A 23,839-nucleotide genomic window follows, 5' to 3' on the forward strand; every position below is an offset into this window, starting at 1 on the left:
AAGCAGTCGCGACCGGCGACGGGGCGGCTCTGCCGGTTCAGCCGTCATGCAAAGTCGAGACGCATCAGCACTTCGTCAACAAATGCCCCCTCAACGCAGAGCGCCTTCCGATCAACCGCCCATTCCCTGAAACCTGCGCGCTGATACAGCCTTTTTGCCGCTTCGTTTGAAGCGGTCACGGAAAGCAGGACTGACTGGCAATCAACCATGGCTTCGTTGATGGCTGCCTGCAGCAGGTTTTTCGCCAGACCGGTGCCGCGAGCAGAAGGAGCCACATACATCCCCCAGATGCCGGCCCTGTGTCTGATCTTGGCCGCCTTTTCCCTGCGGAGACCGATGATCCCCTGCAAGGCTCCAGCAGCGTCAAATCCACCCAAAACGACATTCTCCGCCAAACGTGCGGCTGCCCGTTCCAGCGGCTGGGCAAGCTCATCATCAAACGAAGCGCCGAACGCCTCGGGATGCATCTTTAGCCCCTCGAGCCTCAGTTCTCTGAACGCGCGCGCGTCTTCGGCTCCAAGCCGTCTGATATTCATCTGCATGGCCTTCTCACAAGCACGAGCCTCCGCTCCCCTCTCACAGGGAGAAAATTCGCCTCAACATGCCGCAAGCGACGTCTCACCGCGAAAGCTCCGCAGCCGCCAGTGCGGCAATTTTAAGATCCACTTCCGCCAATGGGTTCTCATCCTCGAGAAACCACGCCGCCGACAAGCCGGTCCATGCGAGAATCCACTGAAGCAGGGTGCGGCGCTCCACCTTCGCCGCCTCGGAAACGACCGCCAGGCGTCGCTGAAAGCAGCCGGGCTGCGTTGCGACCGGTCGGCTGGAATCGCTCAAATCGGGGTTGGTGAAAATGTTCGCAAAGTCGAAGCCGCGATCACCCGTCAGGCCATGCGGATCGATGGCCAGCCAGCCCCGCTTGCCGAAATCAAGCACATTGCCGTGGTGCAAGTCGCCGTGAAGGACGACCTGCTCTTTTGGCTCGGCAAGAAGCTTTTGCGCTGTCTCAAGCGAGTGAATCAGGATACCGCCATGCCTGGCCGCCGCCGGTTCGAGGCACCGGAACCAGCGCTTTAAAGGGACGAGTTCAGGCATGGGGCCGGGTCTGCTGCGATGCAGGCGGTTGGCGGTGGCGCAGAGAATACGGCAGGCCTCATCATCATCGTTGCCACGCGCCATGTCCGCCAGAGAGCGAGCGCCGGTGGCGCGCTCAAGAAGCAGAGCGCCTTCAGTGCACGCCAGAACCTCTGCCGCCCCGTCCCCGCTCCACCATGTCATAAGGCTCGCCCCGCGCTTCTGATCCGTGCTGGAGAACAGTTTGAGCATTGCCGGCTCGTCCCCTCGAAGCACCGGCAGAAGGTTCGCTGCCGGGGTAACGATCGGCTCACCATCAATGGCGAGCTTCCAAAGGCGCAGATACGGCTCGAACATCACAGTCTCCCCGGGCTCGTGCGAATACCGCAAGTGTCATATTCGGAAATCAGACAGGTTCCTCGCATGCCCGTTTAAGAGCGGCAATGCCCGCGCCGTCGCTCCAGCCCACCAGCCAGACAGCGCATAAAGAAAAAGGCCGCCCCAAAGGACGGCCTTTCTCGAACTTTCAAAAAGGAGAGGCTTATTCGCCCTCTTCCTTCTTCTTGGCAGCAGCCTTCTTCGGAGCGGCTTTCTTCTTCGGAGCAGCCTTCTCCTTCTTCGCCGGCTTCGCCTCGGTCTCGTCCTCGTCGTCAGCCATCAGCTCGTCGCGGGAGACCTTCTCGTCGGTGACCGCGATTTCAGCGAGCAGATGGTCGATGACCTTCTCCTCGAAGAGCGGCGCACGGATGTTGGCCATGGCCTGCGGGTTCTGACGATAGAACTCGTAGATTTCCTGCTGCTGGTGCGGCGGGTAGCGGCGGATCGATTCGATGAGCGCGCGCTGCATCTCTTCGTCGCCAACCTTGACCTCTGCCTTCTCACCGATCTCGGAGAGAACCAGGCCCAGACGTACGCGGCGCTCAGCAAGACGCTGATACTCTTCGCGAGCCTCTTCCTCGGTCGTCTCTTCGTCTTCGAAGGAGCGGCCGGCAGCCTCGAGATCGCGGGTCACCTGGTTCCAGATGTTCTCGAACTCGGCTTCCACGAGCTTGGACGGCGCTTCGAACTTGTAAGCCTCATCCAGCGCGTCGAGGATCTGACGCTTCGCCTTCTGGCGGGTCACCTGGCCGAACTGGTTCTCGAGCTGGCCACGAACGATCTCGCGCAGCTTGTCAGCCGATTCAAGGCCGAGCTGCTGTGCGGTCTCGTCGTTGATCTCCATCTCGTTGGGCTTGGAGACTTCTTTGACCTTGATGTCGAACTCGGCTTCCTTGCCGGCGAGATGCGCTGCCGCATACTCTTCCGGGAACGTGACCTTGATCGTGCTCTCGTCGCCGGCCTTCAGGCCCACGAGCTGCTCTTCGAAACCGGCGATGAACTGGTTCATGCCGATCACGACCTCGGAATCCTCGGCAGCGCCGCCATCAAAGGCTTCGCCGTCGATCTTGCCGAGATAGTCGATCTTGACCTTGTCGCCGTCAGCCGCCTTGCCCTTCTTCACCTCGTAGGTGCGGGCGGAGTCGGCAACGCGCTTGACCTGCTCTTCGACTTCCTCATCCGTCACGTCATAGACCTGACGCGTGATCTTGATGTCGGAGAAATCCTTCAGCTCGATCGGCGGAATGACTTCATAGGACATGGAGAATTCGAAGTCGGCATCGCCGGAGAGAACCTTGTCGGCTTCCTTCTCGTCCTCGGTCATCGAGATTTCCGGCTGAATGGCCGGCTTCTCACCGCGCTCGGTCAGGATGCTCTGCGTGCCTGCGAGGATCTCGTTCACGACTTCAGCCATGAAAGACTTGCCGTAGACGCGGCGCAGGTGCTGCGCGGGCACTTTACCGGGGCGGAAACCCTTGAGGTTCACCTTGTCCTTTGCGTCGTTGAGACGCTCAGCGAGGCGCGCCTCCATGTCCTTGGCAGGAACAACGACCTTAAGTTCGCGCTTGAGCCCTGAATTGAGAGTTTCGGTTACCTGCATCCATCATACCTTTGTATTCGCTTTTGCCGCCGCGTTCACGGCGCCCACCGCTCTTCCTGTCGGGGATACTTACCGGGAATGGCCCTTCTGGTGCGGGTGGAGGGACTTGAACCCCCACGGCTTGCGCCACAGGAACCTAAATCCTGCGTGTCTACCAATTCCACCACACCCGCTTCGAAAGACCCAAGGAACGCCTTAAGCTTCCGAAAGCGCGGGTTCTATATCACCTGCACCTAGTCTATCAAAGCAAAATTGGCAAGATTCAGGGCTTTTTTGATCGCTTCGGCCCCCTTGCGCATACCGGCTGCATCCCCCGCTCCCACCGTGCTTTTTATAAACCGATTAGAACCGCGCCAAACCCGAGCCATGCAGCAGCCGCAAAAAGGCCATGTTGCATTGCACAAATCGCATTGCTGTCATGCAACATTGTCACTTCAAAGCCGGGCGGCTTGGGACTATCTCCTGCTCACAAGACGAACACAGAATATTCGAACGAAGCGAGCAGCAAGATGAACATCATTCGCAACTACCGCAACTGGCGCCGTTACCGTCAGACCGTCAACGAGCTGAGCCGCCTGTCCAACCGTGAACTGAACGATCTGGGCATCTCCCGCGGCGACATCCCGTTCGTTGCACGCAAGTCTGTCTAAGGACAGCAGCTAATTCAGTTTCGCCAGGATTACCTCCTCCCAATCCTGACGGATATGACCGACAAACTCCTCCTCCCAATTGTCGGTCACCCAAAACAACCCCTGCCGAACCTCCTCCCTCGGCAGGGGTTGTAAAAAGGGCGGTAAGCCTCGTAAGAGCCCGCCAGACAGAGTTTTAGAGATTCCTTCGGAGTTATCCTCCTCCCAACTTCGAAGGAAACGACCGGCATCTCCTCCTCCCAATTGCCGGTCACCCTATAATGACACCCGCCGAACCTCCTCCCTCGGCGGGTGTTGTTTCCGGGCAGAGGCCTTCCTATATGGGCGCTGTCAGGATTTGAGTTTCATAGATTTCGTCCGGGTTACCTCCTCCCAACCCTGACGAATAGACCGGCAACCTCCTCCTCCCAAAATTGCCGGTCACCCTATAACGACACCCGCCGAACCTCCTCCCTCGGCGGGTGTCGTTTTTTTTATCCTCTCCGCTTCCATGCACGCGCGCCGGATGCGCTAGCGCTCGCCGCGCACGCCGCGCTTCTTCCACTCAGAAAGCTGCATGATGTCCGGCGCACCGCCGGCCGGTTCGTACCAGCTGTCGATAGCCCAGTCCCGGCCATCCTTCGCGCGCACCACGGCAGTGGCGTGCGGGTAGCGGATGTCGATGAAGAAGCCGCGTGCAGCGTTCCTGCGCACGGTGTGATGATGCAGCAGCCCGTGGCGCTGCAGATAGGTCAGGAGCGTCCGCGTGTTGCGCGACTCGTCGATGCAGTCCATCTGGCCATAGACCCGCGCGCCGCCCGGTCCGGACTTCGCGCCATCGCGCACGCCCATGGTCTGTGTCGCCAGCGTCTCGAAATAGCGGACCGCCTTGCTGATGGCCGCCCGTTCGGCGCTTGCGGAAGACCTGCCGCCCGCCATGATTGCGGCCAGCCGCTGCTTCGCAGCCGCCCCCAGGTTCATGCTCTTCTTGTAGACACAGCCATAGCCGCTGCACAGATAGATGCGCTCCGCATTCGCCGCCGCCGGCCCGGTCACACATGCCAGACACAGCGCCGCTGCAAACAGCCCCGCCCGTGATGCTCCAAATTCCATTCGCACAGTATAAAACGCCCCTGTTGATTGCGAAACCGGATGGCAGAGCCGCCTCTATAATTGGTTAGCGCCACACGCCATCCACCGTTGCATTCCATGGTCCGGCGGCTTATCTCCTCCCCCATGAAACCGATACACATCATTGGCGGCGGTCTCGCCGGTTCCGAAGCTGCCTGGCAGGCGGCACAAGCGGGTGTTCCCGTCATTCTCCACGAGATGCGGCCGGTGCGCGGCACCGATGCGCACAAGACCGACGGGCTTGCCGAGCTGGTCTGCTCGAACTCGTTCCGCTCCGACGATGCGGAAACGAATGCGGTCGGCCTGCTGCATGCGGAAATGCGGCTCGCAGACTCCCTCATCATGCGCTGCGGCGACGCCAACCAGGTGCCCGCCGGCGGCGCGCTGGCCGTGGACCGCGACGGATTTTCCGAAGCCGTCACCGCAGAGCTTGAGGCGCATCCGCTCATCACCATCGAGCGCGAGGAAGTCACCGGCCTGCCGCCGGAAGAGTGGGATCAGGCAATCATCTCCACCGGCCCGCTGACCGCGCCCTCGCTGGCGGAAGCCATTTCGGAGGCCACGGGCGCGCAGTCGCTCGCCTTCTTCGACGCGATCGCCCCAATTGTCCACTTCGATTCCATCGATCTAGGCACCGCATGGTTCCAGTCGCGTTACGACAAGGTCGGCCCCGGCGGCACCGGCAAGGACTACATCAACTGCCCCATGGACAAGGAGCAGTATGAAGCCTTCATCCAGGCACTGCTCGACGGCGGCAAGACCGAGTTCAAGGAATGGGAAGGCACGCCCTATTTCGATGGCTGTTTGCCCATCGAGGTGATGGCGGAACGCGGACCGGAGACGCTGCGCCACGGACCGATGAAGCCGATGGGCCTCACCAATGCACACAATCCCGACGTAAAGGCCTATGCGGTGGTGCAGTTGCGCCAGGACAACGCGCTTGGCACGCTCTACAACATGGTCGGCTTCCAGACGAAGCTGAAATATGCCGAGCAGACACGCATCTTCCGCATGATCCCCGGTCTGGAAAATGCGGAATTCGCACGGCTCGGCGGCCTGCACCGCAACACCTATCTGAATTCGCCTGCGCTTCTGGACGGCAAGCTTCAGCTGAAAAGCCGGCCCGGCCTGCGCTTTGCCGGTCAGATCACCGGCTGCGAGGGCTATGTGGAAAGTGCGGCCATGGGCCTGATCGCCGGTCGCTTTGCCGCATCCGAGCGTCTGGGTCAGCCGATCTCCACGCCACCCGGAACCACGGCCTTCGGCGCGCTGCTCAACCACATCACCGGCGGGCATCTCATCTCCGACGATGAGCCGGGCAAACGCTCCTTCCAGCCAATGAACGTCAATTTCGGCCTGTTCCCGCCCGTCGAGGTACCGAAGCCCGAAGGCAAGCGCCTCCGCGGCAAGGAGAAGACCGTCGCCAAGAAGAAGGCGATGACGGCGCGCGCGCTGGTCGACTTCAAGGAATGGCTCGCTGCCCAGCCGGCAAGCCAGGCCGCCGAATAGGCAGGTTCTCGAAAGAGAGACCACAAAGAGAAAGGGGAAGCCGCAATGCCGGCTTCCCCTTTTTTATTCAGACCTGGCTGCGCCCTACTTCCAGTCTTCAAGCCTTAGAAGCAGCGTCCCGGTCATGTTGCGCAACTCCAGCTCCGGCTCAAACGTGGCGTGGAGATGAGATGGCACGATGAGGATCTTTCGCCCCTCAGCCTCCAGAGAGAACATCACCGTCTGCCCATCCTGTGAGGCGAGAGAAGCGATGCGTTTTTCCTCCACGGGGAACAGCCCTTCAACCCCGTTCGCGGTTTTCACCGAAACCGCATTCTGCTTCAGCAGAAGCGCGATCTTTCCGCCATCCGGCAGAACGATATCGAAAGTACCCGGCTCCCCGTCCAGGAAGATCGCATTCTGGACAACGACATCGAACCCATCCGACTTGAATGCAACGATCAACGGATTGCTGTAGAAAACCCCGTTTCGATCCACATGGACGGGATTGTCGGGATCGAGCCCCCAGGCGATGGCCACTTCGCGATATGCATTGCCGTCCGGGCTCAGCGCAAAACCTTCAGGCTCCACAGCGCCAACGGCGTCCTCTCCGTTGAGATAACGCAGCACCGAAAGCGCCTCGGATTTCGCTGCCACGCTGAGCGGCGTATCGTTGACGAGTTCCAGAAACCTCGCCGTCTGCGACCGCACCGACCAGTCGAGCGCACCCTGCGGCCCGAAACTGCCCAAAAGCAGCGCCAGAACCGGAATGCCGGCGATGAGGCGGATATCGCCCCGCAGACGCGGCAGCGCCTGCATCCCGACGAGCGCGAGCGTCACCAGACCGAACAGGCCGAGGAAATAGCGCTGCGGCGTCCAGCCGAACGCCCCCACCCGCAGAGCGAGCGCGTAGAACAGAAGCCCCAGCGGCGCCAGAAGGAACAGCGGCCAGAAACGCACGAAGAAGCGCGTCGGCGCACGGGCGGTGTCCAGAAACGGCTTTGTCAGAAGAAGAACGGCGACAATGCACACGCCATATGTGAGCACCAGCCAGCCGATCTGGCCCTGCGGAACCTCTCCGGTAATCGCGATCTTGGCCGCATAGAGGTGCAGAATGAGCGCATAGATGATGAGCATGGGCACGGCGGCGAAATCACCCAGCGCGCGCATGCCGCTCTGCATCAGCGCATGCTCATGGCCGCCCGGCTCTTCATCGAAGGTGCGCGGCGTCTGCCCGAGCCCGAAGAGCGGTGCGACGAACAGGCCGATCGAGGCCCAGATATGCTCATAGAGATCATTCGGAACATCGATCCCGAAGAGATGGGTCAGACTTGCCAGAATGGCCGAAATCCCGCCGCCGAACAGCGCAAACGCCAACAGGCCGAGCCCCACGGCAAATACCAGCCGCGCCGTGAACATCCAGAACGCATCGCCCGTCCCCCGCCATGCGAAAGGCGCAATGGGCGCAAGCGCCATCAGGGAGAGCACAAACGCCCATTCCACCGTGCGCTCGGTGATGTCCGGCCACATGACGGCAAAGGCGGCAACACCGGCGAGCACCGGCAATGCCACGCTGATCAACGCTGAAAGTTGCCGGGCCTGCGCAAACAGGGTTGCGGCAAAAGAGGCTATCACGGCGGCGATCAGCGCAAAGAGGAGGTCATCCTTGTTGGCCGCACCAAGAAGGGCGGCGGGCACAAGATCGATATCCGCAACAAGCGCGTTGGCGTAGGTGGCGGTCAAAAAGAGAAAAAACACGGTGACGGGAAACCGCGCCACGGCATCGCCCATGGCGACAAGCGCCTCAAGCGCTGATGCGAGCCACCCCGTGGCCGCATGATTTCTGTTCAGATTTTCAGCCACAAACCTTCCCCCGATCAATGAGCCGATAGTCAGAGACCATGCGGACGCGGCGTAAATTGGACAACGGCATCGTCAATCGCCGTGTGCCCCTTCGGGCGCACCAGGGACAATCCGGATTGTAAATGAAGCGCCGGAACAACCGAAAAACGGATCGCGCTTTGAGGTCCAGGTCCTGGGGTTATCCCCATCCCTTCGTGGCGCGCCGGAACATCAGCCAGTGCCGTCGCCATTGCGGCAGCGTCACGATGTCGTCGAGTGCCGCAGCCCCGCTGGCCTCAAGACGCTTGAGATAGGCCTGTGAAAGCCCCGCAGGCAGGAATGCCGGGCGCAGAGAAGCCGGCAGCGCCTTCGCGCCTGCCTCGAATGCCGCCGCATGATGTTTGCCAAGGGCGACCATGGCCGCCACGGCGCGCGCCGCACCGTCACGGTCCTCGCCGCTCAAAAGGTTTTCGCGTGTGGTGCCGGCGGCCCGTAACAGATCGCCCGGAATGTAGCACTGCCCGCGCCGGCGATGGATCGGCAGCATGCGCAGAAGCCCGGCAATAGCCTGCGCACAGCCCGCATGGCCTGCCAGTTCCGAGGCGCGCATGGCGGCTGGCGTGTCGAGCACCAGTCCGGCAAGCTGGATCAGAGCCGAAGCGGTCTCGCCGCAATAGCCTTCCAGGTCGTTGCGGCTTGGCATCGGGTCGTCATAGAGATCGAAGATGCGCGCTTCGAGAAGGTCGAGCAGTGGCTGCACGGGAAGCCCATGCGTGCGGATTGCCTCCAGAAGAGCCACCGCGAGCGGCGAACCGTCCGCACTCTCCGGCGCAGCCTCCGCCGTCAGAACATCCCGCCAGAACTGCAGCCGCACCTCGCCGGGAAGCGGCTCGCTCACCCGGTCGCGAATGCCCGCCACTTCCACATTGAAAGCATAAAGCGCAAACAGCGCCGGGCGCTTTTCCTCGGGTGCGTACAGCACGGAGAGATAGCGGTCGGGATCGGCGTCGCGCACCACCGACATGACAAAAGGCTGCGTTTCGGCCATCTCAGTCGACAGCGATCAGCGCTGCTGCAACCGTGCGGTCTTCCGCAAGCAGCACATTGTAGGTGCGTACCGCGGCGCCCGTCGCCATGGGCTCGACCGCCACGCCGGCCGCCCGGAAGCGCTTGCGCAGCTCTGCCGGCACAGGGATCAGCGTTTTTCCGGTGCCAAGAAGGAGAATGTCGAAGTCGGCGGCTTCGTCGAACAGCCTGGTGAAGTCGCCCTCGCCCAGCCCTTCGAAAGCCGCCACGTCCCACCCGTGAATGCCCGAAGGCATGCACAGGATGGAACCGCGATGCGACATGTCGGCAAAGCGAAAACCGCCATTGCCGTAAGCGTCGATGGGAGCGCGGCCCGGGAAATGGGCCGCGCGTATTTCAATGCCGCCCGCCATCACTTGGCCGGCATCTGTCCGGTCGTGTCCGAACCGGTCGCATCATCGTCCTTCTGCTCTGCGCCCAGCGCCCCGGTGGAGCGCATGCGGAACAGGATCAGCAGCGGACCGGCGATGAAGATCGACGAGTAGGTGCCGATCACCACACCGAAGATCATCGCGGCCGTGAAGGAACGGATCACCTCGCCACCGAAGACGAACAGTGCACCGAGCGCCAGAAGCGTCGTCACCGAGGTCATGATGGTGCGCGACAGCGTCTGGTTCATCGACAGGTTCAGAAGCTCCGGAAGCGGCATCTTCTTGAACCGTCGCAGGTTCTCGCGCACGCGGTCATAGACCACGACCGTATCGTTCAATGAGTAACCCACGATTGTCAGGATCGCCGCGATACTCGTCAGATTGAACTCGATGCCGGTTATCACGAAGAAGCCGACGGTCATGATCACATCGTGCAGTGTGGCAAGAATTGCACCCACGGCAAACTGCCACTCGAAGCGCAGCCAGATGTAAATCAGGATCGCCAGGAGCGAGACCAGAACCGCAATCGTGCCGGCACGCGCAAGCTCACCGGAGACGGTCGGCCCCACCACTTCGACGCGGCGGAACTCATAGGCGTCCTCAAGCTCGCCCCGCACCTTGGCGATGACGGTCTGTTCGGCATTCTCGCCGCCGTCCTGCGCCTGAACGCGGATCAGCACCTCACGCGGATCGCCGAACTCCTGCACCTGAACGTCGCCCAGATTGAGTTCCGACAGACGCGCGCGGATATCGCCGATGTCAGCCGGTCCTTCGCGGGACTGCACCTCGATGGAGGAGCCGCCCTTGAAGTCGATGCCGTAGTTCATGTTGACGGTCATGAACAGCGCCACAGCCGCGATGGAAGCCAGAGCCGAAAGCGTGAAGGTCACGCGGCGCAGCTTCATGAAGCCGATCTTCGTGTTGTCAGGCACGAAACGCAGCGGCGTGCGCGGCAGCTCACGGGGACGCCGGCGGCGCACCCATTCGGCGACGATCCAGCGCGTCAGCGAATAGGCGGTGAAGACCGTCGTCGCGATACCGATGGCAAGCGTGACGGCAAAGCCGCGGATCGGACCCGAACCCAGATAGAACAGGATCACGGCGGCGATCAGCGTCGTCACATTGGCGTCGACGATGGTTGCCAGCGCCTTGGAGAAACCCGTGTCGACCGCCTGAATGAGCGAACGCCCGCCGGCCCTCTCCTCGCGAATGCGCTCGAAGATGAGCACGCTGGAGTCCACCGCCATGCCGATGGTCAGCACGATACCGGCAATGCCCGGCAGCGTCAGCGTTGCACCGAGCGCCGAGAGGATCGCGATGATCATCGTCACATTGGCGGCAAGCGCAATCACGGCGAACACGCCGAGAAGCCCGTAAGCGGCAATCATGAACACAACGACAAGCGCCGCGCCGATCAACGAGGCGATCTTGCCGGCGTCAATGGAGTCCTGACCAAGGCCCGGTCCGACCGTGCGCTCTTCAATGATCGTCAGCGTCGCCGGCAGAGCGCCCGCGCGCAGAAGAACGGCAAGATCATTGGCCGACTGGACGTTGAAATTGCCCGAAATCTGGCCGGTGCCGCCGAGGATGGGCTCGCGGATCTGCGGAGCCGAAATCACCTGGTCGTCGAGAATGATGGCGAACAGGCGACCGACATTCTCCTGCGTCGCCTGACCGAAGCGCGTCGCGCCCTTCGTGTCGAAGCGGAAGCTCACCACCGGTTCGTTGGTGCGCTGGTCGAAGGTCGCCTGCGCATCCACGAGGTTCTCACCCGAAACGATGACGCGGTCTTCGATCAGGTAGGGAACGGGCGGATCGTCCACCGAGTATTTGATGGTCGTGCCGATGGGCGGGCGGCTGTTGATGGCCTCCTGCACGGGCACCGACTGGTCGACCATCTGGAAGCTCAGCTTGGCGGTCTGGCCAAGAATGTCTTTCAGGCGCTGCGGGTCCTGAAGGCCCGGCACCTGAACGAGAATGCGGTCTTCGCCCTGCCGCTGGATCACCGGCTCGGTGGTGCCGAGCTCGTTGACGCGGCGGGAGACCACTTCAATGGACTGCGAAAGCGCGGAGGACACACGGTAGTTGATACCGTCTTCCGTCAGCGTGAAGCGCAGAAGGCCCGGCTCCGGTTCGGTGAGCGCAAGCTCGGTCACCGTGCCGCCACTGAACAGGCCGGAATTCACCGGCTGTGTCAGCTCGCGCAGAGCCTCCTTGGCTTCGGGTATCTGAGCGGCGTCGCGAATGCGCACCTGCACGCTCTGGCCCGAACCGGTGAGGCCGGTATAGCCGATCCGCTTGTCACGCAGCGTACGGCGGATGTCGTCGCGCGTCGTAACGATGCGCTCCTCGATCAGCTCCTTCTTCTCGATCTGGAGAAGAATGTGCGAACCGCCCTGAAGGTCGAGGCCCAGCGTCATTGGCCGCGAAGGCGCCCAGCTCGGCATGGAGGACAAATAGGATGCCGGAATGATGTTCGGCGCCGCGTAGGCGACGCCAAGCGCCACGGCCAGCCAGATAAGTATCGTTTGCCAGCGCGAGAAGTGTAGCATGGGGCCTCGTCTGTTCAGGTTGGGAGGGCCGTTTTTGCCGGCCCTTCCCGGCAATCACGTCATATTGCGGTTATTTCTTGGCGGGCTGCTTGTTGTCTGCAACCGGCTCACCCTTCACGCGAACCTCTGCGAGCATGGAGCGCACGGCCGTAACCTTGTTGCCGCCGCCCAGGTCGATTTCGAGCTCGCTGTCATTGATGACCTTGCTCACCTTGCCGACCAGGCCGCCGCCCGTCACCACCGTGTCGCCACGACGAACAGCCGACAGCATCTCGGCGCGCTTCTTCATCTGCTGGCGCTGCGGACGGATGATGAGGAAATACATGATCACGAAGATCAGAACGAAGGGCAGAATGCTGACAAAGATGTCGGGCGCTCCGCCTGCGCCAGCCTGTGCGTATGCCGGGGTGATGAACATCGAAAACTCCTGATATCTGCCGGACGTCCGGCTGGTCATAAATGTGGCCGGAATATAGACTTTCACCCCTTCATTGCAACTGTTGGCGCAGTGTGCACAGGCCCGCAAGGCCGCTTATGCGCAGACATCTGACGCTGCGTCCGGCAATACACTCCCCCGCGCCGCCTCCCGCACTTGCAAATCCCGCCCCCTTATGGAAGAACCGTACCGTACGGTACGCAACCCGTCTGCGCATGAGCTTTGCGAGGAAATCATGTCCGAAAACACCATCGAAGCGCTGTCCGAGAAACTCGACCGGCTGATCGATACGATCGCCCGCCTCACCCCGCAGCAGCCCGAGCCGCCGCGCTTCGAGGAAGCCGACTGTTTTGTCTGGAATGCGGAGCGCCGGACGCTGGATCCCGTCGAAAAGGTCAATCGCGTGGAGCTTTCGCTGATTCGCGGCGTCGACCGCGTGCGCGATATCCTGGCCGACAACACCGAGCGCTTTGCCCGCGACCTTCCCGCCAACAACGTGCTTCTGTGGGGCGCGCGCGGCATGGGCAAGTCGTCGCTGGTGAAAGCCGTCCATGCCGAGATCAACCGCGCCGCCCCTGCCGGCCAGCCACCGCTGAAGCTGGTGGAGATCCATCGCGAGGACATCGAGACCCTGCCGCAGCTCATGGCTTTCCTGAAAGCCGCGCCGTTCCGCTTCATCCTTTTCTGCGACGATCTGTCCTTCGACCAGAATGACGCCTCCTACAAATCGCTCAAGGCAGCATTGGAAGGCGGCGTTGAAGGCAGGCCCGCCAATGTCATCCTCTACGCCACCTCCAACCGGCGGCACCTCTTGCCGCGCGACATGATCGAGAATGAGCGCTCGACGGCCATCAACCCGTCGGAAGCCGTCGAAGAAAAGGTTTCCCTGTCAGACCGTTTCGGCCTCTGGCTCGGCTTCCACAAATGCTCGCAGGACGAATATCTGGCGATGATCGACGGCTATGTCGCCCATTACGGCCTCGAGATCGATCCGGAGCGCCTGCGCGCCGAAGCACTCGAATGGGCCACCACGCGCGGCAGCCGTTCGGGCCGCGTCGCCTGGCAGTTCATTCAGGATCTCGCCGGCCGCCTCGGCAAGCGTCTCGACGCCTAAGGCGTCCCCCCCCCCCGACCCAACGCTTCGCCTCAATAAAAAACCCGCCCTTTCGGGCGGGTCAAAGAGGCAGCCTGACCGGAGGTCTGGCAGGCCGCAGCTTTTTTCTCGTTATTCAGGGAACGTCTATTCCAGATAACCCGTCGGATTGACCGGCGTGGCGTCCTTGCGCACTTCGAAGTGCAGTTTCGGACGCTCGGCGCTGCCGCTCATGCCCGACAGGGCGATTTCCTGACCGCGCCGCACCTTCTCGCCACGCTTCACCCGAAGCGCGCTGGCATGGCCGTAAACCGTCACCATGCCGTTGTCATGGCGCACCAGAACCGTGTTGCCGAATTCCTTCAGCCCGTCGCCGGCATAGATCACGACGCCGTTTTCGGCTGCCTTGACCGGCGTGCCTGCCGGAACGGCAATGTCGATGCCGTCATTGCGCACGGAACCCGAGGTGCTGCCGAAGTCCGAGATGATTCGACCACGCGCGGGCCAGCGCAGCTTGCCGATGCCGGTCGAGTCCGGCGCAACTTCATTGCTCTGCTTCGCCACGGCGGCAACCTGTGTCTGAGCCTGCGTCGAGGTTTTCACCACCGGTGCAGGATCGCGCGTCGTGGCGCTGGTCGTCGTGCGGTCAACCGTCTTCGGAGCCGCTGCAACCTGCGTCGGCTGGCTCACATTGCCGGACGGGATGGTCAGAATCTGACCGACCTTCAGATAACCATCGGCAAGACCATTGGCCGCCTTGATGTTCGCGACGCTCGCACCCGTCTTGCGGGCAATGCCGTAAAGCGTGTCGCCCGAAACCACGGTGTAGGAACCGGCAGAAGCCGTCTTGGCCTGCACCGGCGCCGTCTGGCTGTTCGTATTGGCGTTGCTCGCGGCATTGTTCGTTTCAGAACCCTGCGGGCGCGGCTTGGGTCGCGGCGTCTCGCGCAGAACCGCAAGGCGCTCCTGCGGCTCTCTCTGAGGCGTCGGCTCATTGGGAACAGGCTGCGGCGCAGCGGCCTGACGCTGCGTGGCCGCACCATTGTCAGATGCGGCAGCCGGTGCATTGCCCGAATAGGCATAGCTCGGGATCATCAGCGTCTGTCCCGTGCGCAGCTGCGATGCGCTGGAAAGATTGTTTGCGCCGAGAATGGCGGCAACCGGCACACCGAACCGGCGCGACAGGTTGAACACCGTCTCGCCTTCGCGCACCGTGATCGTCTGGCCGCCGCCCTGCCCGGTCTGCGCAGGCTGGCGCGTCACCGATCCGGTCGACGTGCGGTCAAGCTGCGGCTGCGCCGGCACGGGCGCTGCGGCAACGCGTGCCGGCTGCGGCTGCGACGGCGCGGGAAGCGCCTGGCGCTGTACGTTGGAAGCGGTCTGATTGGTCAGGTCCACCGGCCGGGTCGCTGCGCGAACCGGTGTGTTGGTCGGCGCGGGCAGAGGCTGGCTGACGGCACCGCCCACGAGACCGTTCGGCCGCGGGCTGGAGCCCTGACGGCTGATCGAACCCGTGTAGGTGGTGTCAACACCGCCGACATCGCCCGGATAGGGCTGGCTGGCAGGGGCCATGGCCACCGCCCGGTTGGTCGACCGTGCATCTGCAAAATCGCTGGACTTGAAGCGGGACACATCGGAACTGCATCCTGCCGCAACGCCGCCCATCAAAATGACAGCGGCTCCGCGCAACATAGCGCGATCGAAACTCCGTGTAATGCAACGCATGTGACTACCCGCGTACCCAATACCTGAACACGGGCAATTAAATCGCGTTAATGTTACTCAGCGGTTAAGCTGCGGGGAGATTTTGAGATGAACGCCCCTTGCCGGGGGCGTCAGATGGCCTCGGCAGCGCTTTTGAAAAGAGGCTGTAACCGCACGTTTTCAAGGTCTGTGCGCTCGAAACGACTGCCAACCTTGGCCAGTTTCGTCATCATCTGCACATCGTCGCCCGGTCCGATTGGCGCGACCATAATGCCGCCGGTGGCAAGCTGGTCGACGAAACGGCGCGGCAATTCATCGAAAGCGGCCCACACGATGATTCGGTCGAACGGCCCGTCGGAGGGTGCGCCTTCGCAACCGTCTGCATGCCGGGCCGACACATTGGTGAGGCCCAGATTCTCCCAGCGCAATTGTGCTTCCACACCAAGCGTCTTGTAACGGTCGAGCGTGAGGACCCGGCCCGCCAGCCTCGCGATCACCGCAGCGGTGAAGCCCGACCCCGTGCCGATCTCCAGCACGCGGTGCCCGGAAGAGAGTTCCAGCGCATCGATGGCCCTTGCCTGCAGGTCGCAGCCTTCTATGGCCTCGCCACAGGCAATCGGCACCATGCGCTGCGACCACGCCGCCGCATACCATTCCGATGGAAGAAAGCCCGCGCGCGGCGTCGCCTCCATGGCGGCAAAGAGCTCCTTGCCGCCAATTCCGCGTGCGCGCATGCGCAGCATGAACGCGGCAAAGCTCTCGCGCTCCTGCCCCGCTTCGTTCATGCCAGAGCCTTGGAAAGCTGGTCACGCACTTCATGCGCCGTCAGGTCGAGATGCAGCGGCGTCACCGAAACATAGCCGTCACGGATCGCCGCCTGATCGCTGCCCTGGCGAATATCGGCCTGCTGACGGCCGAAGCGCAGCCAGTAATAGGGATAGTTGCGCCCGTCGCGGCGCTCTTCCACGTTCAGCCCGTGCACCATCTTGCCCTGTGCGGTCACCAGAGTGCCCTTGGCGTCTTCCGGCGCACAATTGGGGAAGTTGATGTTGATCAGAACGCCTTCGGGCATGGGCCGGTCGATCAGCTTCTTCAGAAGCGGCGGCGCAAGCGCCTCGGCGGTGCCGAAGGGAATGTAGCGGCTTTCGTCGGTGAAGTCGTAGGCCTGGCTCAGCGCAAAGGACGGAATGCCCAGAAGCGTCCCTTCCATCGCACCGGCCACGGTTCCCGAATAGGTCACGTCATCGGCAATGTTGGTGCCGTTGTTAACGCCGGACAGGATCAGGTCCGGCGGCGTGTCCATCACATGCCGCACGCCCATGATAACGCAATCGGTGGGCGTGCCGCGTAAGGCAAAATGCCTGTCATCGATCTTGCGCATCCTGAGCGGCTCCGACAATGACAGCGAATGGGCAAAGCCCGACTGGTCGGTTTCGGGCGCCACAACCCAGACATCATCGCTCAAAGTGCGGGCGATACGCTCCAGCGTCGCCAGTCCTTCTGCGTGAATGCCATCGTCATTGGTCAACAGAATGCGCAAAGTCTCAATCCTTCGATGCTTCGATTTTCTCCAGGCCGCCCATATAGGGTTTGAGGGCTGACGGTATCGTGACACTGCCGTCCTCATTCTGGTAATTTTCCAGAACCGCGATCAGCGCACGGCCAACAGCCGTTCCCGAACCGTTGAGCGTGTGCACGAAGCGGGTCTGCTTCTCGCCGGCCGCACGGTAGCGCGCATTCATGCGACGCCCCTGGAAATCGCCACAGACCGAGCAGGACGAGATTTCACGATAGGCGTTCTGCCCCGGCAGCCAGACTTCCAGATCGTAGGTCTTGCGTGCACCGAAGCCCATATCGCCCGTGCACAGAACCATGGTCCGGTAAGGCAGGTCGAGCTTCTTCAGCACGGTCTCGGCACAGGCCGTCATGCGCTCATGCTCGTCAATCGATGTTTCGGCATCGGTGATCGAGACCAGCTCGACCTTGTAGAACTGGTGCTGGCGCAGCATGCCGCGCGTGTCGCGTCCCGCAGAACCCGCTTCCGAACGGAAGCACGGCGTCAGCGCGGTAAAGCGCAGCGGCAGCTTGTCGCCTTCCAGAATTTCCTCGCGCACGAGATTGGTGAGCGAGACCTCAGCCGTCGGGATCAGCCAGTGATCGTCACCGGCGCGGAACAGGTCCTCGGTGAACTTCGGCAACTGCCCGGTGCCAAACATCGCATCGTCTCGCACCAGAAGCGGCGGCTGCACTTCCGTGTAGCCATGCTCCTGCGTGTGCAGGTCGAGCATGAACTGGCCAAGCGCGCGCTCAAGGCGGGCAAGCTGGCCGGATAGCACCGTGAAGCGCGAGCCCGAAAGCTTTGCCGCGCGCTCGAAATCCATCAGGCCGAGCGCCTCGCCGATCTCGAAATGCTCTTTCGACCAGCTGGCGTGCTTCGGCTCGCCATGCCTGCGCACTTCGACATTGTCGTTTTCGTCCGCGCCAACCGGCACGTCTTCGAGCGGGATGTTGGGAACACGCGCCAGCGCATCGTTGAGCGCGGCGTCGTGGCGGCGCTCTTCAGCCTCGCCATCCTGAACGAAACTCTTCAGCTCAGACACTTCGGCCTTCAGCTTCTCGGCGAGGTCCTTGTCGCCGGATGCCATGGCCTTGCCGATTTCCTTGGAGGCGGCATTGCGGCGCTCCTGCGCCTCCTGAAGCTTCGTCAGGTGCTGGCGGCGCGCTTCGTCAAGCGCCAGGAGCTTCCCACTTTCAGGGTCCGCGCCGCGCTTTTTGAGCGCTTCGTCCAGCGCCTGCGGGTTCTCGCGAATCCATTTGATGTCGAGCATGTCTGATTTCCAATCGCGGAGAGATTGCAGTGAACCGCCCCGGGACAGACAGGAAATGACCTGCTGATCTAGGCGGTCGGCTGGTCCGTCTCGCCGGTGTCGTCCTGCGCGTTCGCTTCCTTCTCGCGCTGGCGCTCGACCATGCGGGCGGCCCAGATGGCAATTTCGTAGAGAAGGATGGTCGGAAGCGCAAGGCCGATCTGGCTCACCGGATCCGGCGGCGTGAGGATCGCCGCAGCCACGAAAGCCGCCACGATGGCGTATTTGCGCTTGTCGGCAAGCCCGGTCGAGGTCAGAAGGCCCACCCGCGCCATGAGCGTCGTCACGACCGGAAGCTGGAACACGAGGCCGAAGGACAGGATCAGCGTCATGATCAGGCCGAGATACTCCGAAACCTTGGGCAGCAGAGAGATCTGCACCGTGTTGTCAGGCCCCACCTGCTGCATGGACAGGAAGAACCACATCACCATCGGCGTGAAGAAAAAATAGACGAGTGCAGCGCCGATCAGGAACAGGATCGGCGAGGCAATCAGGAACGGAATGAACGCGCGGCGCTCGTTGCGGTAAAGCCCCGGCGCGACAAACTTGTAGATCTGCATGGCGATCACCGGGAAGGCGATCACCAGGCCGCCAAACATGGCCAGCTTGATCTGGGTAAAGAAGAATTCCTGCGGCGCGGTGTAGATCAAGTCCACCTTGTCCGCGTCGAGACCGGCCCACAGGGTCGCCCACTGGAACGGAATCACCAGCAGGTTGAAGATCTGCTTGGCGAAGAAGAAGCAGACCAGAAAGGCCACGAAGAACCCTCCGATCGCCCAGATGAGCCGCGAACGCAGCTCGATCAGGTGATCCATCAGCGGGGCGGAAGACTGATCGATGTCGTCGTCTCGTTCGGCGTTCACGACATTAGGCTCCGCTGGTCTTCTTGGTGGCCGGACGCTTCGCCGCGCCAGCCGCAGTGGTCTTGCTGGCGGCCTTCGGCTTGGCTGCCGCTCTCGGCTTTGCAGCCGCCTTCGTCGACGCCGCCTTTGTTGAAGTAGCCTTCGGCGACGTCTTGGCAGACGTGGACTTCGCCGGAGCCTTGGCGGCTCCAGCCTTCCCCTCGCCCGGCATGCGGGTTGCCCCGGCCTTGGCCGGTTCCGCCGCATGCGTCTCGGTCGAGGCCGGAGGCCCTGACTTTGCCGCCTGCGGCTTCATGGCCTCATCCAGCCCGGAACGAATATCACGTCCCACCTGCTCCAGAGGGTTCAGGTGCTTCTTGATCTCGTTGCGCGGATCGAGCTTGCGCGCGTCGTCCACGATAGACTTCACGTCATCAAGCTCGGCTTCCTGCAGCGCTTCATCGAACTGCTTGCGGAAATCGCCAGCCATGCTGCGCAATTTGGACGTCGTGCGCCCGAATGAGCGCAGCATACGCGGCAAGTCCTTCGGCCCGACCACGACGATCAGGACGATGGCGATCACCATGATTTCGGGCCAGCCAAGATCAAACATAAGTCACCGGAAAGAGGGGCAGGAAGTTTATCCGCAGCGCATCAGCGCCGAATCAGCCGGACTTCTTCTTGTTCGGCTTGCTTGCGTCCTTCACCGGCTCGTCAGCCTGATGCTCGACCGTCTTGGTCGTGTCCTCGTCATCGTCGGACATGCCCTTCTTGAAGCTTTTGATGCCCTTGGCCATGTCACCCATCAGCTCGGGGATCTTGCCGCGACCAAAGAGGAGCAGCACCACGACGAGCACGATGAGCCAGTGCCAGATTGAAAAGGAACCCATGATCAGTCTCTTTCACCAATTGCCATTGATTTGATTTATGCGCTTTCGCCCGATTGTTCAAACGATTGTCTCGCAAACACAAGCACATCGCTCGGGACGACATTCAGCCATATATCGCGCACGCCCGGCTCCAGATGTCCACAGCGCACACGCGCCCGGACATGATGATCCGCGCCGGGAATGGCGAGTTCGAGAAATTCCACCACCCCGAGGAACCGGCGCGAGATGATGCGGGCAGGAACGGCCCCGCCCTTCTGGTCCACCTGGAAGCCGGAAAGGCGCACCGCGACCGTTGCCGCAGCCCCCTCTTCCAGCCCATCGGCGGGAAAACGTCCAAGCGGCGTTTCCACCGCGCCTGCATAAACCCGCCCCTCGAATTCGTTGATCTCGGAGAAGAAACCCGCAACGAAAAGATCGGCAGGACGGTGATAGAGTTCTTCGGCGGTGCCCACCTGCACCAGCCCGCCATCCTTGAGCAGGGCTATCCGGTCGCCCATGCGCATGGCCTCCTCGGCGTCATGCGTCACCACAACCGCCGTGGCGCGGCTCTGGCGCAGGATCGCAAGCGTTTCGGCGCGCACATTGTCCTTCAGGCGCGAATCGAGCCCGGAAAACGGCTCGTCCATCAGGAGAACCGCCGGACGCGGCGCAAGCGCGCGCGCCAGCGCAACACGCTGCTGCTCACCGCCCGACAGGACATGTGGATAGGCGTCGGCATAGCCGTCGAGCCCGACACGCTCCAGCGCGTTCATCGCCTCCTGCCGCGCCTCGCCGCCCGACAGGGCTGTCAGGCCAAAGCGCACATTGTCGAGAATCGTCAGATGCGGGAACAGCGCGAAATCCTGGAACACCAGGCCGATGGAGCGTTTCTCCGGCGGCAGGAAGACATCCGGCCCCGCAATCTCCCGCTCATTGAGGAACACCTGCCCGGCGCGCTGCGCCTCGATGCCGGCGGCAATGCGCAGAAGCGTCGTCTTGCCGGAGCCGGAAGGCCCAAGAAGGCACAGCACCTCGCCCGGCTCGGCCGAAAGCGAAACATCGCGCAGCGTCTGCCCGCCCGAAGCGTAGGAATGGCTGATGTTCTTGAAGGAGAGACGCGCCGCAAAGCTGACGCCGGCTGTCCTGCGCGCCGAACTTTGCTTCTTACTGTCCATGCACCGGTATCCCTGGATGGATCGCAGGCGGCCCCTGTCCCGCGGACCTTCCGTCAATCATCCTCTGCGAGCGGTGTCAACAGACCGAGCTCTTCCAGATCGATATCCGTCAACGGATCTTCATCTTCTGTGAGTTCATCGGGATCTGTCATGGGCTGGGGAACGGCAAAATTGGCCGGCATGCGGGCAGAAAGCAGCCCCGCGCCCTTCAACTCTTCGATCCCCGGCAGATCACGCAGTTCCGCCAGACCGAAATGGTCGAGAAATTCCGTGCTGGTTCCGTAGGTTACGGGCCGTCCGGGCGTGCGGCGGCGACCGCGCATCTTCACCCAGCCCGTCTCCAGCAGAATGTCGAGCGTGCCCTTGGAGGTCTCGACACCACGGATTTCTTCGATCTCCGCCCGCGTCACCGGCTGGTGGTAGGCGATGACCGCGAGCATCTCGAGCGCGGCGCGCGACAATTTGCGCTGCTGGACCGCATTGCGGCTCATCAGGAAGGAAAGATCGCTCGCCGTGCGAAACACCCAGCAATCTTCCACGCGAACCAGATTGATGCCGCGCTTTTCATAGTCGCTGCGCAGTGCTTCCAGCGCCTCGGCAACATCCGTACCCTGTGGAAGCCGCTCGACCAGCGCCCGCTCGGGCACCGGTTCGGCGCTGGCAAAGATGATCGCTTCGACCATGCGCTTGGCTTCCACCAGATGCGGCGAAACAGACTTGCTCTCTTCCCTTTCCTCATCGCCGTCATTGGCGACAAACGGAACCACATTGCTGTTTTCAGTCATCATAGCCCTCGAACAGGCTGGCGGGAGCCTTCTTGCCCGTGCGCATATAGATGGGCGCAAAAGCCTCCTGCTGCCGGATTTCCAGTGCGCCTTCGCGCACCAGCTCCAGCGAAGCGGCAAACGAACTGGCCGTCGCGGTCGCCCGCTCCTCGGCATTGGTCATGTAACGGATCAGAAAATGATCGAGCGCCGTCCAGTCGCCAAAATCGCCGATCATCCGCACCAGAATGTCGCGCGCCTGCTTCAGGGACCAGACGCCGCGCTTGGCGATCCGCACATTGGTCACCGCGCGCCGCTGGCGCTGCGCAGCATAGGCCGTCAGAAGATCATAGAGCGAAGCGGAGAAAGCGCTCTGCTTCTGCACGATCACCGGCTCGGGCATGCCGCGCGCAAACACATCCCGGCCAAGCCGGTTGCGGTTCACGAGCCGCGCTGCCGCATCACGCATCGCCTCAAGCCGTTTCAGGCGAAACTGCAGAAGGGCCGCCATCTCCTCACCCGTCGGTTCTTCGTCCTCGGGCTTCTTGGGGATCAGCAGGCGCGATTTCAGATAGGCAAGCCAGGCCGCCATCACCAGATAGTCGGCGGCCAGCTCCAGGCGCATCTTGCGCACCTGTTCGATGAAGGCGATGTACTGCTCGGCGAGCGCCAGAACGGAAATGCGCGCCAGATCCACCTTCTGTGTACGCGCCAGATGCAGCAACAGATCGAGCGGGCCTTCAAAGCCCGCCACATCGACCGTCAGCGCAGGCTCCGACACCCCGTGATCATCGGGTTTGTCGTCCCACAGCTTCTCCATGGGAGCCGGTTTGACGGCTGTCTTTTCAGCACTCTGCGCCAAGCGTTGTGGTTCCTATCATCAGGCGACCGCCGCGAAGCATTGCTCGAATTCCGCCCGCGCGGCCAATTCTTCAGTGTCGTCACCCGGTGTCAGGTACGCCATGGCGCGGTTCGCACGCTCCAGGCTCTTGCCCGACAATTCCGGCGCTTTTTCGGCGACGGCCTTCATTTCCGGCATGATGCCGTGACAGTGAAGGACGAGATCACAGCCTGCCGCAAGGATTGCTTCCGCACGATCCGAGAAATCCCCAGAAAGTGCGTGCATCGAGACGTCATCGCTCATCAAAAGCCCGTCAAAGCCGATTTCGCCGCGAATGATCTCCTGCACCACCTTCTCGGAAGTGGTCGCCGGACGCTCCGCATCGATGGCGTGGAAAACGATATGCGCGGTCATGGCCATGGGCAGATCGGCAAGCGCCTTGAACGGCACGAAATCATGCGCGCGCAGCTCGTCCAGCGAGGCCGTCACCTCCGGCAGCGCCTTGTGGCTGTCGCAGAACGCGCGCCCGTGACCGGGCACATGCTTCATCACCGGCAGCACGCCACCGGCCATCAGGCCGTCACTGGCCGCGCGTCCGAGCGCAATCACGGCCTCTGGATCATGCGCATAGGCGCGGTCGCCGATCACGTCATGCGCGCCGGCGATCGGCACATCGAGAACCGGCAGACAGTCAGCGGTAATGCCGTAGCGCTTAAGGTCCATCGCGTGCAGACGCGACATCAGCCAGGCAGCGCGCACGCCGGCCTCGGGATCCTTGTCGTAAATCCTGCCAAGCTCCGAAGCCGTCGGATAATTGGCGGCCATGGGCGGTCGCAGCCGCTGCACCCTTCCGCCTTCCTGATCGATGAAAACCGGCGCATCCGGCCGCCCGACGCTGTCGCGCATGGAGGCGACAAGGTCACTCAGCTGCCCGGCCTCCGCGATATTGCGCGCGAAGAGGATGAACCCCCAGGGACGCTCGTTTCGATAGAAGGCGATTTCGTCCGCCGTCAGCTTGGTCCCGGTCGCGCCGAGGATCATGGATTTTGATTCGCTCATGCTCACAGGATAGCCGGGCGCACGAATCTGGAAAAGAA

At 62.2% G+C, this 23,839-nt stretch carries 23 protein-coding genes and 1 tRNA gene; 3 read left to right on the top strand and 21 right to left on the bottom strand.

Annotated features, from left to right (window positions below):
• Nucleotides 1–44 precede the first annotated feature (44 nt).
• From ACRTG1_RS12875 to ACRTG1_RS12890, 4 genes are all read right to left on the bottom strand, one after another.
• On the bottom strand, nucleotides 45–542 hold the full coding sequence (locus ACRTG1_RS12875; protein ID WP_299935307.1) for a GNAT family N-acetyltransferase: 498 nt from the start codon (nucleotides 540–542) through the stop codon (nucleotides 45–47).
• 76 nt (nucleotides 543–618) lie between these two features.
• Nucleotides 619–1,431, bottom strand: a complete 813-nt coding sequence (locus ACRTG1_RS12880) for an aminoglycoside phosphotransferase family protein (protein WP_432516227.1) — start codon at nucleotides 1,429–1,431, stop codon at nucleotides 619–621.
• A gap of 184 nt (nucleotides 1,432–1,615) precedes the next feature.
• On the bottom strand, nucleotides 1,616–3,052 hold the full coding sequence (gene tig / locus ACRTG1_RS12885) for a trigger factor (RefSeq protein WP_206548883.1): 1,437 nt from the start codon (nucleotides 3,050–3,052) through the stop codon (nucleotides 1,616–1,618).
• Nucleotides 3,053–3,140: 88 nt separating this feature from the next.
• A tRNA-Leu gene (locus tag ACRTG1_RS12890) sits at nucleotides 3,141–3,225 on the bottom strand.
• Between the two features lie 336 nt (nucleotides 3,226–3,561).
• Here ACRTG1_RS12890 and ACRTG1_RS12895 point away from each other — a divergent pair.
• Nucleotides 3,562–3,702, top strand: a complete 141-nt coding sequence (locus ACRTG1_RS12895) for a DUF1127 domain-containing protein (protein ID WP_008599151.1) — start codon at nucleotides 3,562–3,564, stop codon at nucleotides 3,700–3,702.
• Nucleotides 3,703–4,212: 510 nt separating this feature from the next.
• Here the strand turns inward: ACRTG1_RS12895 and ACRTG1_RS12900 are convergent.
• The gene (locus ACRTG1_RS12900; protein ID WP_432516228.1) at nucleotides 4,213–4,794 is read right to left on the bottom strand and encodes a hypothetical protein; all 582 of its coding nucleotides are present in this window, start codon (nucleotides 4,792–4,794) and stop codon (nucleotides 4,213–4,215) included.
• Nucleotides 4,795–4,917: 123 nt separating this feature from the next.
• Between ACRTG1_RS12900 and trmFO the strand changes: the two genes are divergently transcribed.
• On the top strand, nucleotides 4,918–6,321 hold the full coding sequence (gene trmFO, locus ACRTG1_RS12905) for a methylenetetrahydrofolate--tRNA-(uracil(54)-C(5))-methyltransferase (FADH(2)-oxidizing) TrmFO (RefSeq protein ID WP_206552324.1): 1,404 nt from the start codon (nucleotides 4,918–4,920) through the stop codon (nucleotides 6,319–6,321).
• A gap of 84 nt (nucleotides 6,322–6,405) precedes the next feature.
• Here the strand turns inward: trmFO and ACRTG1_RS12910 are convergent, their stop codons facing one another.
• The 5 genes from ACRTG1_RS12910 to yajC form a co-directional block, all read right to left on the bottom strand.
• A complete protein-coding gene (locus ACRTG1_RS12910; protein ID WP_432516229.1) occupies nucleotides 6,406–8,163 on the bottom strand; it encodes a DUF4153 domain-containing protein in 1,758 nt (585 codons plus the stop codon).
• A 178-nt stretch (nucleotides 8,164–8,341) separates the two neighbouring features.
• Complete coding sequence (locus ACRTG1_RS12915; RefSeq protein ID WP_432516230.1) at nucleotides 8,342–9,190, bottom strand: phytoene/squalene synthase family protein; 849 nt, start codon at nucleotides 9,188–9,190, stop codon at nucleotides 8,342–8,344.
• Nucleotide 9,191: 1 nt separating this feature from the next.
• Complete coding sequence (locus tag ACRTG1_RS12920; RefSeq protein ID WP_113155468.1) at nucleotides 9,192–9,581, bottom strand: Mth938-like domain-containing protein; 390 nt, start codon at nucleotides 9,579–9,581, stop codon at nucleotides 9,192–9,194.
• Complete coding sequence (secDF, locus tag ACRTG1_RS12925) at nucleotides 9,581–12,151, bottom strand: protein translocase subunit SecDF (protein WP_206546361.1); 2,571 nt, start codon at nucleotides 12,149–12,151, stop codon at nucleotides 9,581–9,583. Before secDF ends, ACRTG1_RS12920 begins: the two co-directional genes overlap by 1 nt.
• 70 nt (nucleotides 12,152–12,221) lie before the next feature.
• Nucleotides 12,222–12,569, bottom strand: a complete 348-nt coding sequence (yajC, locus tag ACRTG1_RS12930) for a preprotein translocase subunit YajC (RefSeq protein WP_113156340.1) — start codon at nucleotides 12,567–12,569, stop codon at nucleotides 12,222–12,224.
• Between the two features lie 253 nt (nucleotides 12,570–12,822).
• Between yajC and ACRTG1_RS12935 the strand changes: the two genes are divergently transcribed.
• Nucleotides 12,823–13,701, top strand: coding sequence for an ATP-binding protein (locus ACRTG1_RS12935; protein WP_297559965.1), 879 nt, complete (start codon nucleotides 12,823–12,825; stop codon nucleotides 13,699–13,701).
• 126 nt (nucleotides 13,702–13,827) lie between these two features.
• Here ACRTG1_RS12935 and ACRTG1_RS12940 read toward each other — a convergent pair whose 3' ends face one another.
• The 11 genes from ACRTG1_RS12940 to nagZ form a co-directional block, all read right to left on the bottom strand.
• Entirely contained in the window at nucleotides 13,828–15,312 is a 1,485-nt protein-coding gene (locus ACRTG1_RS12940) for a peptidoglycan DD-metalloendopeptidase family protein (RefSeq protein WP_432516231.1), read from the bottom strand.
• A 203-nt stretch (nucleotides 15,313–15,515) separates the two neighbouring features.
• On the bottom strand, nucleotides 15,516–16,169 hold the full coding sequence (locus ACRTG1_RS12945; protein WP_283800867.1) for a protein-L-isoaspartate(D-aspartate) O-methyltransferase: 654 nt from the start codon (nucleotides 16,167–16,169) through the stop codon (nucleotides 15,516–15,518).
• On the bottom strand, nucleotides 16,166–16,924 hold the full coding sequence (gene surE, locus ACRTG1_RS12950) for a 5'/3'-nucleotidase SurE (RefSeq protein ID WP_113155472.1): 759 nt from the start codon (nucleotides 16,922–16,924) through the stop codon (nucleotides 16,166–16,168). Before surE ends, ACRTG1_RS12945 begins: the two co-directional genes overlap by 4 nt.
• Nucleotides 16,925–16,928: 4 nt before the next feature.
• Nucleotides 16,929–18,212 (bottom strand): serine--tRNA ligase, encoded by a 1,284-nt coding sequence (serS, locus tag ACRTG1_RS12955; RefSeq protein WP_432516232.1) that lies wholly within the window; start codon nucleotides 18,210–18,212, stop codon nucleotides 16,929–16,931.
• Nucleotides 18,213–18,280: 68 nt separating this feature from the next.
• Nucleotides 18,281–19,066 carry a twin-arginine translocase subunit TatC gene (gene tatC / locus ACRTG1_RS12960; RefSeq protein ID WP_113156342.1) on the bottom strand — a complete coding sequence of 262 codons (786 nt, stop codon included), beginning with the start codon at nucleotides 19,064–19,066 and terminating at the stop codon, nucleotides 18,281–18,283.
• A 52-nt stretch (nucleotides 19,067–19,118) separates the two neighbouring features.
• Complete coding sequence (tatB, locus tag ACRTG1_RS12965; protein ID WP_432516233.1) at nucleotides 19,119–19,706, bottom strand: Sec-independent protein translocase protein TatB; 588 nt, start codon at nucleotides 19,704–19,706, stop codon at nucleotides 19,119–19,121.
• A 52-nt stretch (nucleotides 19,707–19,758) separates the two neighbouring features.
• A complete protein-coding gene (locus ACRTG1_RS12970; RefSeq protein ID WP_113155475.1) occupies nucleotides 19,759–19,983 on the bottom strand; it encodes a twin-arginine translocase TatA/TatE family subunit in 225 nt (74 codons plus the stop codon).
• Nucleotides 19,984–20,018: 35 nt separating this feature from the next.
• Nucleotides 20,019–21,137 (bottom strand): ABC transporter ATP-binding protein, encoded by a 1,119-nt coding sequence (locus tag ACRTG1_RS12975; RefSeq protein ID WP_432516234.1) that lies wholly within the window; start codon nucleotides 21,135–21,137, stop codon nucleotides 20,019–20,021.
• 53 nt (nucleotides 21,138–21,190) lie between these two features.
• Entirely contained in the window at nucleotides 21,191–21,922 is a 732-nt protein-coding gene (gene scpB / locus ACRTG1_RS12980) for an SMC-Scp complex subunit ScpB (RefSeq protein WP_113156343.1), read from the bottom strand.
• Complete coding sequence (locus tag ACRTG1_RS12985) at nucleotides 21,915–22,721, bottom strand: segregation and condensation protein A (RefSeq protein ID WP_204360910.1); 807 nt, start codon at nucleotides 22,719–22,721, stop codon at nucleotides 21,915–21,917. Before ACRTG1_RS12985 ends, scpB begins: the two co-directional genes overlap by 8 nt.
• 60 nt (nucleotides 22,722–22,781) lie before the next feature.
• Nucleotides 22,782–23,801 (bottom strand): beta-N-acetylhexosaminidase, encoded by a 1,020-nt coding sequence (gene nagZ / locus ACRTG1_RS12990; RefSeq protein WP_206548875.1) that lies wholly within the window; start codon nucleotides 23,799–23,801, stop codon nucleotides 22,782–22,784.
• Nucleotides 23,802–23,839: the final 38 nt, after the last annotated feature.

The organism is Nitratireductor sp. PBL-C9 (assembly GCF_050877045.1).
In the GTDB taxonomy this organism is placed as follows: domain Bacteria; phylum Pseudomonadota; class Alphaproteobacteria; order Rhizobiales; family Rhizobiaceae; genus Nitratireductor; species Nitratireductor aquimarinus.

What these genes read in the sequence shown, in the direction of transcription:
- ACRTG1_RS12920 (WP_113155468.1), bottom strand. Translation starts at nt 9,581, where the DNA reads ATGGCGGGCGGCATTGAAATACGCGCGGCCCATTTCCCGGGCCGCGCT.
- scpB (WP_113156343.1), bottom strand. Translation starts at nt 21,922, where the DNA reads ATGACTGAAAACAGCAATGTGGTTCCGTTTGTCGCCAATGACGGCGAT.
- ACRTG1_RS12880 (WP_432516227.1), bottom strand. Translation starts at nt 1,431, where the DNA reads ATGTTCGAGCCGTATCTGCGCCTTTGGAAGCTCGCCATTGATGGTGAG.
- ACRTG1_RS12975 (WP_432516234.1), bottom strand. Translation starts at nt 21,137, where the DNA reads ATGGACAGTAAGAAGCAAAGTTCGGCGCGCAGGACAGCCGGCGTCAGC.
- yajC (WP_113156340.1), bottom strand. Translation starts at nt 12,569, where the DNA reads ATGTTCATCACCCCGGCATACGCACAGGCTGGCGCAGGCGGAGCGCCC.
- secDF (WP_206546361.1), bottom strand. Translation starts at nt 12,151, where the DNA reads ATGCTACACTTCTCGCGCTGGCAAACGATACTTATCTGGCTGGCCGTG.
- trmFO (WP_206552324.1), top strand. Translation starts at nt 4,918, where the DNA reads ATGAAACCGATACACATCATTGGCGGCGGTCTCGCCGGTTCCGAAGCT.
- ACRTG1_RS12985 (WP_204360910.1), bottom strand. Translation starts at nt 22,721, where the DNA reads ATGGAGAAGCTGTGGGACGACAAACCCGATGATCACGGGGTGTCGGAG.
- ACRTG1_RS12935 (WP_297559965.1), top strand. Translation starts at nt 12,823, where the DNA reads ATGTCCGAAAACACCATCGAAGCGCTGTCCGAGAAACTCGACCGGCTG.
- ACRTG1_RS12970 (WP_113155475.1), bottom strand. Translation starts at nt 19,983, where the DNA reads ATGGGTTCCTTTTCAATCTGGCACTGGCTCATCGTGCTCGTCGTGGTG.
- ACRTG1_RS12875 (WP_299935307.1), bottom strand. Translation starts at nt 542, where the DNA reads ATGCAGATGAATATCAGACGGCTTGGAGCCGAAGACGCGCGCGCGTTC.
- tatC (WP_113156342.1), bottom strand. Translation starts at nt 19,066, where the DNA reads ATGGATCACCTGATCGAGCTGCGTTCGCGGCTCATCTGGGCGATCGGA.
- ACRTG1_RS12900 (WP_432516228.1), bottom strand. Translation starts at nt 4,794, where the DNA reads ATGGAATTTGGAGCATCACGGGCGGGGCTGTTTGCAGCGGCGCTGTGT.
- ACRTG1_RS12945 (WP_283800867.1), bottom strand. Translation starts at nt 16,169, where the DNA reads ATGAACGAAGCGGGGCAGGAGCGCGAGAGCTTTGCCGCGTTCATGCTG.
- ACRTG1_RS12895 (WP_008599151.1), top strand. Translation starts at nt 3,562, where the DNA reads ATGAACATCATTCGCAACTACCGCAACTGGCGCCGTTACCGTCAGACC.
- nagZ (WP_206548875.1), bottom strand. Translation starts at nt 23,801, where the DNA reads ATGAGCGAATCAAAATCCATGATCCTCGGCGCGACCGGGACCAAGCTG.
- tatB (WP_432516233.1), bottom strand. Translation starts at nt 19,706, where the DNA reads ATGTTTGATCTTGGCTGGCCCGAAATCATGGTGATCGCCATCGTCCTG.
- tig (WP_206548883.1), bottom strand. Translation starts at nt 3,052, where the DNA reads ATGCAGGTAACCGAAACTCTCAATTCAGGGCTCAAGCGCGAACTTAAG.
- ACRTG1_RS12915 (WP_432516230.1), bottom strand. Translation starts at nt 9,190, where the DNA reads ATGGCCGAAACGCAGCCTTTTGTCATGTCGGTGGTGCGCGACGCCGAT.
- serS (WP_432516232.1), bottom strand. Translation starts at nt 18,212, where the DNA reads ATGCTCGACATCAAATGGATTCGCGAGAACCCGCAGGCGCTGGACGAA.